At 45.5% G+C, this 13,670-nt stretch carries 13 protein-coding genes and 1 pseudogene; 8 read left to right on the top strand and 6 right to left on the bottom strand.

The window, feature by feature from the left end; all coding sequences use genetic code 11:
- The first annotated feature begins 117 nt into the window (after positions 1 to 117).
- From dksA to JFY49_RS17460, 3 genes and pseudogenes are all read left to right on the top strand, one after another.
- Positions 118 to 645 carry an RNA polymerase-binding protein DksA gene (gene dksA / locus JFY49_RS01525; RefSeq protein ID WP_086174133.1) on the top strand — a complete coding sequence of 176 codons (528 nt, stop codon included), beginning with the start codon at positions 118 to 120 and terminating at the stop codon, positions 643 to 645.
- Positions 646 to 649: 4 nt separating this feature from the next.
- Entirely contained in the window at positions 650 to 1,567 is a 918-nt protein-coding gene (gluQRS, locus tag JFY49_RS01520; protein WP_086195188.1) for a tRNA glutamyl-Q(34) synthetase GluQRS, read from the top strand.
- A 54-nt stretch (positions 1,568 to 1,621) separates the two neighbouring features.
- Positions 1,622 to 1,854: pseudogene (locus tag JFY49_RS17460) on the top strand (zinc-ribbon domain-containing protein).
- Between the two features lie 15 nt (positions 1,855 to 1,869).
- Here the strand turns inward: JFY49_RS17460 and ftsW are convergent.
- The 5 genes from ftsW to JFY49_RS01495 all read right to left on the bottom strand — a co-directional run bounded on the left by ftsW (position 1,870) and on the right by JFY49_RS01495 (position 7,013).
- Positions 1,870 to 3,066, bottom strand: a complete 1,197-nt coding sequence (ftsW, locus tag JFY49_RS01515; protein ID WP_086195187.1) for a putative lipid II flippase FtsW — start codon at positions 3,064 to 3,066, stop codon at positions 1,870 to 1,872.
- A 21-nt stretch (positions 3,067 to 3,087) separates the two neighbouring features.
- A complete protein-coding gene (gene murD, locus JFY49_RS01510) occupies positions 3,088 to 4,434 on the bottom strand; it encodes a UDP-N-acetylmuramoyl-L-alanine--D-glutamate ligase (RefSeq protein ID WP_086195186.1) in 1,347 nt (448 codons plus the stop codon).
- Positions 4,435 to 4,611: 177 nt separating this feature from the next.
- The gene (locus JFY49_RS01505; RefSeq protein ID WP_086195185.1) at positions 4,612 to 4,863 is read right to left on the bottom strand and encodes a DUF6587 family protein; all 252 of its coding nucleotides are present in this window, start codon (positions 4,861 to 4,863) and stop codon (positions 4,612 to 4,614) included.
- A gap of 30 nt (positions 4,864 to 4,893) precedes the next feature.
- Entirely contained in the window at positions 4,894 to 6,756 is a 1,863-nt protein-coding gene (feoB, locus tag JFY49_RS01500) for a ferrous iron transporter B (protein WP_086195184.1), read from the bottom strand.
- Positions 6,753 to 7,013, bottom strand: a complete 261-nt coding sequence (locus JFY49_RS01495) for a FeoA family protein (RefSeq protein WP_086195419.1) — start codon at positions 7,011 to 7,013, stop codon at positions 6,753 to 6,755. Before JFY49_RS01495 ends, feoB begins: the two co-directional genes overlap by 4 nt.
- A gap of 172 nt (positions 7,014 to 7,185) precedes the next feature.
- Between JFY49_RS01495 and xerD the strand changes: the two genes are divergently transcribed.
- The 4 genes from xerD to thrC all read left to right on the top strand — a co-directional run bounded on the left by xerD (position 7,186) and on the right by thrC (position 11,643).
- A complete protein-coding gene (xerD, locus tag JFY49_RS01490) occupies positions 7,186 to 8,103 on the top strand; it encodes a site-specific tyrosine recombinase XerD (RefSeq protein WP_086195418.1) in 918 nt (305 codons plus the stop codon).
- Positions 8,104 to 8,202: 99 nt separating this feature from the next.
- Positions 8,203 to 9,018 (top strand): DsbC family protein, encoded by an 816-nt coding sequence (locus JFY49_RS01485; protein WP_086195183.1) that lies wholly within the window; start codon positions 8,203 to 8,205, stop codon positions 9,016 to 9,018.
- Between the two features lie 124 nt (positions 9,019 to 9,142).
- The gene (locus JFY49_RS01480; protein ID WP_086195182.1) at positions 9,143 to 10,447 is read left to right on the top strand and encodes a homoserine dehydrogenase; all 1,305 of its coding nucleotides are present in this window, start codon (positions 9,143 to 9,145) and stop codon (positions 10,445 to 10,447) included.
- Positions 10,448 to 10,503: 56 nt separating this feature from the next.
- The gene (gene thrC, locus JFY49_RS01475; protein ID WP_086195181.1) at positions 10,504 to 11,643 is read left to right on the top strand and encodes a threonine synthase; all 1,140 of its coding nucleotides are present in this window, start codon (positions 10,504 to 10,506) and stop codon (positions 11,641 to 11,643) included.
- Between the two features lie 102 nt (positions 11,644 to 11,745).
- Here the strand turns inward: thrC and JFY49_RS01470 are convergent, their stop codons facing one another.
- The gene (locus JFY49_RS01470) at positions 11,746 to 12,792 is read right to left on the bottom strand and encodes a serine hydrolase (RefSeq protein ID WP_143222643.1); all 1,047 of its coding nucleotides are present in this window, start codon (positions 12,790 to 12,792) and stop codon (positions 11,746 to 11,748) included.
- Between the two features lie 220 nt (positions 12,793 to 13,012).
- Here JFY49_RS01470 and JFY49_RS01465 point away from each other — a divergent pair, with 220 nt between their 5' ends.
- Complete coding sequence (locus JFY49_RS01465; protein ID WP_086195178.1) at positions 13,013 to 13,648, top strand: response regulator; 636 nt, start codon at positions 13,013 to 13,015, stop codon at positions 13,646 to 13,648.
- Positions 13,649 to 13,670: the final 22 nt, after the last annotated feature.

Raw genomic sequence — 13,670 nt, 5'->3', positions numbered from 1 at the left:
AAAGTCTATATGATGACGACCCTCGAAGGAGAATCTCCTTAGGGTTGGATAAAAACACTTGCATATCACCATATTTTTTGCGTATAGATAATACGCATATGATGAGGAATGCCCTATATGGCGAATGACAACCAAAATCAAGTCTTGGACGAACAAACTGATGTGGTAGATGAAAAATCTACCAAACGCGTGCGTAAAACAAAGCCAAAAGCGTCAGAAAGTGGTTCTACTGCTAGCTTATTTGGTATTGCACCTTATCAGCCTAAAAAAAATGAAGAATACATGTCTGAAGGACAGCTTGAGCATTTCCGCCAGATTTTATTGGCGTGGAAAGCAGAGCTCATGTCTGAAGTAGACCGTACCCTCAACACCATGCAAGACGAAAATACCGCATTGCCTGATGTTAATGACCGTGCCACACAAGAAGAAGAGTTTGCGATTGAACTCCGTACCCGTGACCGTGAACGCAAGCTGATTCGCAAGATCGAGCAATCCATCGAAGCGATTAAAAACGACGATTACGGTTTCTGTGAAACCTGTGGTATTGAAATTGGTCTGCGTCGTCTTGAAGCACGTCCAACTGCTACCCTTTGTATTGACTGCAAAACCCTGGCAGAAATCAAAGAGAAGCAAAATAACGGTTAATACTGTGTTAAGTAATCCCTCCCTGACCCTCCCTTTAAAAAAGGGAGGGAAAGCTGAAGAGAATTACGTGGGTCGGTTTGCGCCATCGCCAACCGGCCCTTTGCATTTTGGCTCGCTTATTACAGCGGTAGCCAGTTATTGCGATGCCCGTGCCCATCAGGGTCAATGGCTGATCCGGATTGAAGATACTGACATGCCGCGTATTTATCCCGGTAGTGAAGAACATATCCTGCGTTCAATTGCAGCGTTCCAGTTTGAGCCCGATGCCGAGATCATTTTCCAGAAAGACCGCCTCGATATTTATGAATCTGTGATAGAACAGCTGCATCAGCAAGGCTGGGTCTATGCCTGCCAGTGCACCCGTAAAATGCTCGGGTCCAATCATATCTACGCTGGAACCTGCCGGGATTTAAACCTGCCTTTTCAGCAGCAAGCCATTCGTCTGAAAGTATCAGATCAACAGATCTGCTTTACCGATCGCCTGCAAGGAACGCATTGTTCCAACCTGCAACAGGACCTGGGCGATTTTGTGCTGAAGCGCCGTGATGGCATTATCAATTATCAGCTCGCCGTAGTGGTTGATGATTATCTGCAAGGCATGACTCATGTGGTGCGTGGCGCAGACCTGCTAGACAATACCGAACGGCAAATCTGGCTCGGTTCGCTGCTGGGTTATCCGCAACTTGACTATATGCATCTGCCTTTAGCGATGAATGCTCAGGGACAAAAACTTTCTAAACAGAATCTGGCTCAAGCACTCGATCTCAAGCGTGCTCCTGAATTATTACAGCAAGCCATTCGCGCTTTGCACCAAGCGGAAGTCGATTTAGACACGCCCCAAAATATGCTGCAACAGGCCATTGTCCAGTGGAATACAGACTTCATTCCACATACAACTGAGCTACAAGGCAGCTATTTATAAAACTCAAATTATCGTTAAGCTAAAAACATCTACACCAGACATGGCAGACTTAAAATGTTTTTTATCTTTGGTATTGGCCCTAAAACCAAAGTGGTCGAGAAAAATCAGTTTCTATGCCCGGTATGCAGAACGCGCAGCGCTTAGGAATTGAAACAACAACGCAGTTTTTTTCTATATTTTTTATCCCACTGATTCCCCTTTCCAAGGCGAAAGGAGAATTTGTGCAATGCTTACATTGTGGAACGGAAATGCCGAGCACCGTGTTAAACCATGCTCAGCCAGAATAATTGTCCGAATCAACACTAGAAGCTTGATTCTTCTTTGCTTGGATTGGCTTTTTGTGTCGTGGCATCAATTTTCAAAATCAGGCTGATCATCACGGCACACATAATTAACGATGAACCACCATAACTGATAAACGGCAAGGTCAAACCTTTGGTCGGTAACATGCCCATATTCATCCCGGCATTCACCAGGATTTGCAGCAAGAAAATAATACTGATGCCATAAGCCAGATAACCTGCACGCAAATATTGATACTGCAAGGCACGGTGCCCAATCTTGATACAGCAGACCACCATCATGAAGGACAGGATCAATACGGTGCTGATACCGAAAAAGCCGAATTCCTCACCTAAAATCGCCAGCATAAAGTCAGTATGCGCTTCAGGCAGATAAGACATTTTCTGGATACTATGACCCAGTCCGACTCCCATCCATTCACCCCGACCAAAGGCCATCAGCGCATTAGACAACTGATAGCCGGTACCCAAGGGGTCAGCCCAAGGATTGGTAAATGATAAGGCACGCTGTAAACGGTAAGGCTCAAAAATAATTGCGGCGGCCAAAGCAAATATAATCGCGATCAGGAAGAAAATAAACTGAATCGGCGGTGCACCAGCCAGGAAGAAAACACCTAAAATCATCAGGACAATCACCGCAGTCGCACCCAGATCGGGTTCCAGCAGGATTAAGCCTACAGTGATGATCATCACGCCGACCAAGCGGTATAGGCCGGATGCACTGCTTCGCACCTCTTTTGCCCGTCGTACCACATAATCCGCAGTAAAGATGGCCATCATGACCTTGGCCACTTCCGAGGCCTGCAAGGTAAAACCGGCTATACGAATCCAGCGGGTGGAACCGTTGACTTCGGTGCCAGCAACCAGCACCACAGCCAGCAGCAGAATGGTCATAATCCACAGGGGAAAGGTATTGTTAAACCAAACATTCAGCGATACTTTATAAGCCAGAAATGCAGCTACACCTGCCACAAAAATGGAAATGCCGTGTCGGATTACATAATGAAATGCATTTTCATGTAAGCGGTCGGCATAGGGCATCGATGCCGATGCCACCATGATTGAACCGATACAAAGCAAGGTAATCACACAAAAAATCAGCACATTACGTGGCGTAACTTCAGCGGGAATTTTCGCTCCCCACTCATTGTAGACCTGATTAATTTTATTTATGGTCGTCTGAGCTAACCCAGCCATACAACTTTCCTTATCGTTCTTCTAAGCAAGTGTGTTCACACATTCAACAAACTGGTGCCCACGTTCACTATAACCTTTAAACATATCAAAACTTGCACATGCAGGTGACAATAACACCACATCATGGGCTTGGGTATGTTGCTGGCATAATTCCACCGCTTCTTTTAAAGATTCGGCATGAAGCAATGTCGTGGTTCCTTCAATGGCGGCTTCAATAATCGGACGATCCTCACCAATTAACACCACGACTTTGGCATATTTGCTTAAAGACTCGCGTAAAGCAGTGAAATCCTGACCTTTACCCTGCCCGCCCAGAATGATCGCCACTTTACCCTGTTGTGGCTCAATTGCTGCACCCAGACCATCAATCGCCGCCAAGGTTGCGCCAATATTGGTGCCTTTAGAGTCGTTATAATAACGAACACCATTGACTTCTTTAACAAATTCACAGCGATGCTCTAGGCCTTTAAAGCTTTTCAGCGTTTCCAGCATGCTGTCCAGCGGCAAACCGATCGCTTCACCCAAAGCCAGGCAAGCCAAGGCATTGGCTACATTATGTGTCCCTTGAATGTACATATCTGTGCTTTTTAACAGGCGTTCACGACCACGTGCCAGCCAGATCGTGCCATTATCTTCTTTTAAAATGCCGTACTGATTTAAATCCGGTGCATTCAGACCAAAGCTCTGCATGGGTGTCGTATCTGGAACCAGTGGACGAGTAAGTGAATCATCACGGTTAAACACGACTTTTTTCACGCCCTGGAAAATACGATGTTTTGCAGTGTGATAACCAAACATATCGCCATGACGATCAAGATGATCTTCACTCATGTTGAGTACCACTGCCACTTCGGCATTTAAATTGGAGGTAGTTTCCAACTGGAAGCTGGACAATTCCAGAATATACAGTTCAGGGTCATCTTTGGTTAAATCCAGTGCAGGACGACCCAGGTTACCGCCTACCGCCACTTTCTTGCCGGCATCTTTAGCCATTAGGCCAATCAGAGTCGTTACGGTACTTTTGGCATTTGAACCGGTAATTGCAACAATCGGTTTATCGGTGGCACGGCGCAAAACCTGAATTTCACTGATTACCGGAATGCCTTGGGCAATCGCTGCCTGAATTTCTGCAATCTTTGGATCAAGCCCCGGACTAATCACAATTTCTTCAGCTTGTAATAACAGATCTTGATCAAGCTGACCAAAACTGGTCTGAACATCGGCAGGAATCTGATCATGTCCGGGAGGTGTCTTTCGAGAATCTGTTACTGCAACGCGGTAGCCATGTTCATGTAAGAAATTGACTGCTGCAACACCTGAAATTCCGAGTCCTGCAACAACTTTTAATCCACCACGCTGTATTAACATTTTTACCCCATTTTATGGTCTGTTTTTAAAACTGACAAAATGTTAGCACTTTGCTGTTTTGAATGCTTTTTCTGTTTTGACTTTATCTCGGCTTTTTTGTGTCAGCGCGTAAAAAAACCGTCATAAAAATGACGGTTTTGCAAAATTCTTATTGAAGATGGAAATATGACCTGAAAGTTATTTCCATTTTACCGCTTGCACTTCAGGTTTTTTCTGAACCGGGTCGGGATTTGCAGCACAGCCACAGCTTCCTCCGCAACCTGAAACCATCGCCGGTTTTAACCACTTTGCCAAAGCTGCCCAGCCTTGCTTTTCACAGTGCTGAGACAATGCCATGAAGACTGAATTTGATGTTCTGGGAAAAACTTTCTTAAACACCACGACAGCACTCCAAAGGACCAAAGCAGCCACAATCAGAATTTCAATCATTTCAGTCTCCTTTCACAGCCTTAAATCACACTATCCAAAGTAATGTGAAGCAATTTGATAGGTCAGGAATGACATCAGATATGCCAGACCAAACAGGTACAGGGTCATTAAAGACATGGTTTTCCACGACCCCGTTTCGCGGCGCACCGTCGCTAGAGTGGCCAGACAGTGCGGTGCATAGATAAACCACACCAGCAATGACAAACCTGTCGCCAATGACCAGCCCAATTCACCTGTGCCACCGATAATAGAAGCCAGACCCTGTGACATGGCATCTTCATCTACCGCAGAAAGTGCATATACGGTACCGAGTGCTGCCACCACCACTTCACGAGCCGCCATTGCAGGAATTAAAGCAATACAGATTTGCCAGTTAAAGCCCAGTGGGGCAAAAATTGGCTGCATCACATGACCCAGCATTCCGGCAAAGGAATAATCAATTGCCGGGGCAGTTGCACCGTCCGGCGCTTGCGGGAATGTACACAGGAACCACAGTAAAATGGACAGGGCGAAGATGATGCCACCGACACGTTTCAGGAAGATTTTGGCGCGATCCAGGAGACCAATCCAAACGCTTTTGACATCAGGAAAACGGTAGCTTGGCAACTCCATTAACAACATATGCTGTGACTTGTCTTTCTGGAAAAATTTCAGCACGGTCGCCACAATCAAGGCACTAACAATCCCGGCCATATATAAGCCAAACAGCACCAAACCCTGTAAATTGAATATACCCCAAACCATTTTTTCCGGAATGAAAGCGGCAATCAGCAAGGCATAGACCGGCAAACGGGCCGAGCAGGTCATCAACGGTGCCACAAAAATCGTGGTTAAACGGTCACGCGGATCACTGATGCTGCGGGTTGCCATAATGCCCGGCACCGCACAGGCAAAGCTGGACAATAGCGGAATAAAAGCACGACCTGAAAGACCGGCTTTAAACATCAGCTTATCCAGCAAAAATGCCGCACGCGGTAGGTAACCCGATTCTTCCAGCACCAAAATGAAAAAGAACAGGATTAAAATCTGGGGCAGAAACACCACCACACCACCGGCACCGGCGATAATGCCATCCACCACCAGACTGTTGAGTAAGGGATGAGAAATCTGTGCACTGACCACTTCACCCAGCCAGCCAAAAAAGCGTTCAATGCCATCCATGAATGGTGCAGCCCAGGCAAATACCGCCTGAAACACAATAAACATCATCACGGCCAGACTGACCAGCCCCCCCACCGGATGTAAAAATATCTTGTCCAGAAAATCAGAGCGTTTGTCTTCATGGTCAACAAAAACCACCACATCTTTTAGCAGCTGAGCAATTTTTTCATGATTTGAACCCGAAATTTTGACATCACTCAGTTCAGCATTGGGCGTTCTAAACGTTTCCGCATCCAGTGCACCCATCAGGTTTTCAATCCCTGCATTACGTACTGCAACGGTTTCTACCATAGGAATGCCTAAACGTTGCGATAGTTTTTGCGTGTTGATCTGCATGCCACGGCGGCGTGCTTCGTCCATCATATTTAAGACCAGTAAAATCGGACGGCCCAGCTCAATCATTTCCAGAACCAAACCGAGATGCAATTTTAGGTTAGTTGCATCGACTACACATAGAAAGGCATCTTGCTGACCTTCTTCTGCAATTTTGCCTTGCACCACATCGCGGGTAATGGCTTCGTCCGGACTAGTGGCATTCAGACTATAGGTCCCAGGTAAATCCAGTACACGAACCGCACGAGCCGAAGGTAAAATAAACTGCCCTACTTTACGTTCAACCGTGACCCCAGCATAGTTACCAACCTTCTGCCGTGTTCCGGTTAAATGGTTGAATAATGATGTTTTACCGCAGTTCGGGTTACCTACAAGGGCAATACGTAGCGCATCACTCATGCAGTGATCCCCTCTTCAATTTCAATTTTTTCAGCTTCAACTTTGCGCAGTGCGAAACGGGTAAACCCCACCTGTATCAGGATAGGATCACCACCAAAAATACCTTTGGTAATGACCTGAACTTTTGTTCCCGGTACAAAGCCCAAAGTTTCCAAACGACTCGCCACCAGATCAGTCTGAGCTGTATCACCATTCAAAGTACGGTTGACTTTGCGAATGATGGCCGTTTGTTTCACTTTCAAATCAGATAATCGCACCGCATCTAACCCTAAAATATTTGCTACAGTATACAAACAAATGAGAATAATTACCAAGTAAGGTTTGATTCCAATTCTCATCTTGTCTGTAGCGTTCGACATTGCAAAAAAATTGGTCTACATTGATCAACACCAAGAAAAACTTGGATTTTTCATTCAATGTAGAAGTGACATGCTCAATAAAAAGCCTCGTATTCCTGCACCGGTAAATATTCCTGAACATTTAAGTTTTTTACAGGGGTTTCGAGATTATTTAATTGCTCAAACCGTCAGTCCGCATACGCGTAATGCTTATCTATCTGATTTAATTCAATGTAGTGAATGTCATGCGGTTTCAATGCCAGACTGGAATAGTGATGACATCTCCGATGTTTTATTGAATTTGACCAAACAGGGCAAAAGTCCGCGCTCGATTGCCCGCTCACTTTCTGCACTGCGATCCTTTTATAAATTTTTACGTGAACAAAAATTACGTAGCGATAATCCTGTTGCAACCCATAAAACACCTAAGATTGGCCGGGCCTTGCCTAAAGATTTATCTGAAGCCGATGTTGAAGCCCTCATTAACGCTCCAGACATTAATACGGCTCTGGGCTTACGCGACCGGGCCATGTTTGAAGTCCTCTATGCCTGCGGCTTGCGGGTATCTGAATTACTCAATTTAAGACTGGAACTGATTAATTTAAAACAAGGTTATTTGCGCATTGTCGGTAAAGGTAACAAGGAACGTCTGGTGCCTTTGGGACAAGTCGCTTGCGAATGGATTGAAAAGTATCTTAATGAAGCGCGTTCCCATTTATATAAAACTGCCACTGACTATGTCTTTTTAACCCAGCATGGCGGCATCATGAGCCGGCAGAATTTCTGGTATGCCATTAAGCGCTATGCCTTGCAAGCAGGTATTCAAACCGAACTTTCGCCGCATACCCTACGCCATGCCTTTGCCACCCATTTGCTCAATCATGGTGCCGACTTGCGTGTGGTGCAGATGCTGCTTGGTCATAGTGATTTATCGACCACACAAATTTATACCCATGTGGCTCAGGTTCGCATGCAGCAATTGCATGCCACTTATCACCCGCGTGCCTAATTTTTGATATCCGATATCTAAGACCAAGAAGTTTAACCAGCAAGACGCTTTTTTGTTATGCTTAGGCACCTGTCTTTATACCTACAAAAAGGGTTATTTATGTCATTTACCCGTTCAAAAGTTTTTCTGGCCTGTACTTTGGCCAGCAGCTTAGCCATTACTGCCTGTTCCAATGCAAATAACGATGAAAAAAAGCAAAATACCTTAACCGCGAGTGCCCCAGCCACCGGCCAGGCCTCGAACCTTTCGGAACGCAATGCACAGCAACGTCTGGTAAACACGCTGCAGCAGCATTTTAAGAAAGCCAATATCAATGCCAAGATTTTAAATATTAAAGCGACTGAAGTTCCCAATCTGTATTGGGTCAACTTGGAAGGCATGCCTTCGGTATATGCAACAGCCGACGGCAAATACATTATTCAGGGTGATGTGCTGCGTTTAGGTGACAGTAAAATTCACAATGTCAGTGAAAACCTGCAATCTGAAGCTAATAAAAAGCTGCTGGCTAACTTAAAAGTCGAAGATTTGCTGGTTTATAAAGCCCAAGGCGAAACCAAACATGTCGTGTATGTGTTTACCGATGCCAGTTGCCCATATTGCCATAAACTGCATGAGCATATGAGCGAAATTAATGCCAAGGGCATCGAAGTACGCTATATCGCTTGGCCACGTGGCGAACAGTTCATGCCAGCCATGGAAAGCGTGTGGTGTAGTGCAGACCGTCAGGCGGCTTTTAATCAGGCGATTGCCGGGGCACCGCTTGCTCCAGCGACCTGTAAGAATCCGGTCAGAGATCAATATCAGCTGGGGCTAAATATGGGCGTCAACGGCACTCCGGCCATTTATAACAGCGAGGGCGTTTATCTGGGTGGATATCTCTCGCCTGAAGAATTGGTAGAGCGTTTAAATAACTAATTTTTATCAGTTCATCTACTAAATTTAATAGGTAGAGATAAAGTGATTTCTGCCCTAGAGTCTGGCCGTTTTTTTAGCTATGATCTAGATTCGCTTAAAGTTGAATACATATTTGGAGTGTGACGTGAAACCAGTTCGTCTGGCAATCCTCGGTCTAGGTACTGTGGGTGGTGGTGCCCTTAAACTACTAAAAGAAAATGCTGCTGAGATTAAGCGTCGCACCGGTCGTGAAATTGAGATTACCCATGTCGGTACTCGTCGCCCTCGTCCTGATCTGGATTTGCCTGCTTCGGTGAAACAAAGTGCTGATCTGCTCGATATTGTTCGTCAACCGGATGTCGATGTCGTGGTAGAAGTCATGGGCGGCATTCACCCTGCTTATGAAGTCATCATGGAAGCGATGAAACACGGCAAGCACATTGTGACAGCTAACAAGGCCCTGCTCGCTGAACATGGCAATGAGCTGTTTAAAGCAGCCGAAGACCATGCCGTGCAAATTGCCTATGAAGCCGCCGTTGCTGGTGGTATTCCAATTATTAAAGTCATTCGTGAAGGTTTGGCTGCCAACAAGATTGAATGGCTAGCGGGCATCATCAACGGTACAGGCAACTTCATTTTAAGTGAAATGCGTGAAAAAGGGCGTGCTTTTGCAGACGTGCTGAAAGAAGCGCAAGAGCTGGGTTATGCCGAAGCAGATCCAACCTTTGACGTTGAAGGTATTGATGCTGCACATAAACTGACGATTCTGGCTTCATGTGCCTTTGGTATTCCGCTACAGTTCGACAAGGTATTTACTGAAGGCATCAGCAAAGTGACTGCCCAAGATGTGAAATATGCCGAAGACCTAGGCTTCCGTATCAAGCACCTGGGAATTGCCCGTCGTGCTGCATCTGGTATTGAATTACGTGTTCATCCTACTTTAATTCCAGATGATCAACTGATTGCCAATGTTAATGGCGTGAAAAATGCAGTCTTGGTTCAAGCCAATGCGGTTGGTCCAACACTGTATTATGGTGCTGGCGCAGGTGCTGGCCCTACTGCTTCTGCGGTAGTCGCAGACATCGTGGATATTGTCCGTGATATTATTTATACCGAAGATGGTGCCGGAACCATTCCACAGCTGGCTTTTGAAGCTTTGACAGATTTGCCAATTCTGCCGCGTGAAGAAATGACCACGGGCTATTACATCCGCATTAATGCCGAAGATCAAACAGGTGTTCTGGCAGATGTCACCACCATTTTAAGCCGTGCCGGTATTAGCATTGACGCGATCATGCAACAGCCGCGCTTAAAAGACCTTATTCCTATCGTGATTCTGACTGATCCAGTCAAGGAATCAAAAATGGATGAAGCCCTTCAGCAAATTCAAGCATTGCCCGTCATTCATGGCGAAATTGTACGAATTCGTTTAGAATCGCTTGATAATTAATCGGGTTGAGGGGAGTATTCCCCTTGCCAAGCTCTACACACAATTGGAACATCATCATGTCTAATGCCAATCGTTATACTGGTTTAGTTGACCGCTATCGCGACCGTTTACCAGTGTCTGCAACTACTCGCGCAATCTCTTTAGGCGAAGGGAATACGCCACTGATCAAGCTTGAGAACATTCCACGCATTATTGGCAAAAATGTTGAAATTTATGTGAAGTACGAGGGCTTAAACCCGACTGGTTCATTTAAAGACCGTGGTATGACCATGGCGGTTACTAAAGCAGTTGAAGAAGGCTCTAAAGCGATTATCTGTGCTTCTACCGGTAACACTTCTGCTGCTGCAGCCGCTTATGCTGCCCGTGCTGGTATCAAAGCATTTGTGCTCATTCCAGAAGGCAAAATTGCCATGGGCAAAATGGCACAAGCGATGATGTATGGTGCTGTCACCATGCAAATCCGCGGTAACTTCGACGACGGTATGCGTCTGGTCAAAGAAGTGGCTGACCAAGCACCTGTGACGATTGTAAACTCAATCAACCCTTACCGTTTGCAAGGTCAAAAAACCATTGCTTATGAAATCGTGGATGAGTTAGGTCGTGCGCCTGATTACCACTGCTTGCCAGTGGGTAATGCAGGTAACATCACGGCTCACTGGATGGGTTATACCGAAGCTGTTGCCAACCAGCCTAAAGAGCAGTTTGAACAGGTGGTTTATGATGCTGCAACTGATCAGTTCACCGGTCCTAAACCTGAAGGCTTGCCAACCATGGTCGGTTACCAGGCATCTGGTGCTGCGCCGTTCCTGCGTGGTGCACCGGTTGAAAACCCTGAAACTGTAGCTACAGCGATTCGTATTGGTAACCCGCAAAGCTGGCATCATGCCAAAGCGGTGGTACGTGATTCAAAAGGCTGGTTCGATGAACTGACTGATACGGAAATTTTAGAAGCGCAACGCTTACTTTCGATGTATGAAGGTGTATTCGTAGAACCTGCTTCTGCAGCGTCTATCGGTGGTGCGATTCGTGACATTAAAGCAGGTAAAATTGCTGAAGGTTCTGTTATCGTATGTACAGTAACCGGTAATGGCCTGAAAGACCCTGATACAGCAATCAAACAATGTTCTGATGCCGTAATGTTGTCTATCGATGCCTCTATGGATCAAGTGAAAGACTCTATTCTTTCTAATATGTAATGCATATTTAGACCGAAGAAAAAAAACCCTGCAATCGCAGGGTTTTTTCATTTAGAAGCATTCAAACGTTGAGTAGATTTGAAGACTTCTCCAAATTCAGCCTTAAATACGCTTGGGTAACTGGCTAACCCAAGTCATTAAACGGGTGGCATCATTGGTACGTGCGGCAGAAGAATCTGCTCCAAGCAGTACAACCACAGCCGGACGGTTATTTAAAGTGGTATGCATGGCTACACAACGTCCTGCTTCATTGATATAACCGGTTTTGGAAATATTGATATTCCAGCCACCATTACGGACTAACGCATTGGTATTATTAGATTTCAATACCCGGTAACCAAGGTTAAAGTCATAGCTTGGAGTGGTCGAGAACTGGCGAATCAAACCATATTGCGATGCAGTATTGACCAAAATACCAAGGTCACGTGCTGAAGACACATTGCCCGGGTTCAAACCTGTTGACTCCAGATAATGGGTTGAATTCATTCCAAGTGCTTTGGCTTTTTTGTTCATCGCTGCGATGAAAGCCGAACGTCCCCCTGGATAAGTACGTGCCAATGCAGAAGCAGCTGGATTCTCAGACTTCATTAAAGCAAACAGTAAAGCTTCAGCACGATTCATGCTATCACCCGCACGGAGCGTTGAGCTTGAACTCTTACAGCCTGAACAAGAAAAGTCAGCCTGTTGTAAGGTAATTGTCTCAGACATGTTTAAACGCGCATCAGCAATGACCACAGCAGTCATCAGCTTGGTTAGAGAGGCAATTGGAAAGGCAGTATTACTATTTTTACTGTATAAAACCTCACCTGTCTGGCCATCCATCACCAAAGCAGCACGGGCATTCACCGAAGGCTGATTGCCATAGCTGGAATTATTTAAAATCTGTACAGCCTTGGGTGCAGAATGAGTAGCTGCAGCATTTGAACTGCGTACAGAAGTGGTTACTTTTGTTGAACCTTGTGGAGAGACTTCTTCAGCTGAAGCATCACCGTTTAATAATTGACTCACATCTTCAGAGGACCAGTTTAACGTCGCTTGTCCCGCCCCTTTAGACGCATCCATCACCAGCTCAGCAAAACTGGTTGAACTTATGCCTAGCAGAATCGATATGCCTAGCACATGCATTAAAGATTTTTTCGAATTTTTCACGGTGATTTACTCAACTCAAGAAGGCAATATACATTTGTATATTCCCTCAAAAATGCTTACATTTAAATACAAATATGAACACTTTTTGTTACTCACAACATTGTGTATAACATTTAATGGAAAGATAAAGAATAGGATTGCTAATTTTGTCATTTCATTGCAAGCTTATTTTGCTTTATGTAACAAAAAAATGCATTTTTTTGAGATGAGGGAGAACTAGGTGATCACAGTTTTAGTGGTAGATGACCATGAATTGGTACGTACCGGAATTTGCCGTATGCTCGAAGACCATGCGGATGTTCAAGTGGTTGGTCAGGCTGAATCTGGTGAAGAAGCGATTAACTTAGTCCGTCATCATCATCCGAATGTCGTTTTGCTGGATGTCAACATGCCGGGCATTGGCGGGGTAGAAACTACCCGACGCCTATTGCAAACAGCCCCTGAAACCAAAGTACTGGCCGTCAGTGGTCTGGCGGAGGAACCCTATCCTTCCTTATTACTGAAAGCCGGGGCGAAAGGCTATATCACCAAAGGTGCACCGGTTTCCGAAATGGTACGTGCCATCAACAAGGTCATGCAAGGCGGAAAATATTTCAGTGCCGACATTGCCGAACAACTGGCCAGTTCTTACCTTTCCGACACACAGCAATCTCCTTTCGATGCCTTGTCGGAACGCGAAATGCAGGTCGCAATGATGGTGGTAAATTGTATTAGTGCCCAGGAAATTGCCGATAAACTTTTTGTCAGTGTCAAAACGGTGAATACTTACCGCTACCGCATCTTCGAAAAGCTGAATCTGGATAGTGATGTCAAATTGACTCATCTGGCCATTCGCTATGGCCTGATTAAACCTTAAGGCCCTTTGGCTTGCTAGAAGA

It is taken from the genome of Acinetobacter sp. CS-2 (genome assembly GCF_016599715.1).
Lineage (GTDB): Bacteria > Pseudomonadota > Gammaproteobacteria > Pseudomonadales > Moraxellaceae > Acinetobacter.
Note: the sequence above shows the minus strand (reverse complement) of the source record. Positions and strands in the feature narration are given on the sequence as shown.

Coding starts and splice junctions, on each gene's coding strand:
- dksA (WP_086174133.1), top strand. CDS start 118: ATGGCGAATGACAACCAAAATCAAGTCTTGGACGAACAAACTGATGTG.
- ftsW (WP_086195187.1), bottom strand. CDS start 3,066: ATGGCTGGGTTAGCTCAGACGACCATAAATAAAATTAATCAGGTCTAC.
- murD (WP_086195186.1), bottom strand. CDS start 4,434: ATGTTAATACAGCGTGGTGGATTAAAAGTTGTTGCAGGACTCGGAATT.
- JFY49_RS01505 (WP_086195185.1), bottom strand. CDS start 4,863: ATGATTGAAATTCTGATTGTGGCTGCTTTGGTCCTTTGGAGTGCTGTC.
- feoB (WP_086195184.1), bottom strand. CDS start 6,756: ATGAGTGATGCGCTACGTATTGCCCTTGTAGGTAACCCGAACTGCGGT.
- xerD (WP_086195418.1), top strand. CDS start 7,186: ATGCTCAATAAAAAGCCTCGTATTCCTGCACCGGTAAATATTCCTGAA.
- JFY49_RS01485 (WP_086195183.1), top strand. CDS start 8,203: ATGTCATTTACCCGTTCAAAAGTTTTTCTGGCCTGTACTTTGGCCAGC.
- thrC (WP_086195181.1), top strand. CDS start 10,504: ATGTCTAATGCCAATCGTTATACTGGTTTAGTTGACCGCTATCGCGAC.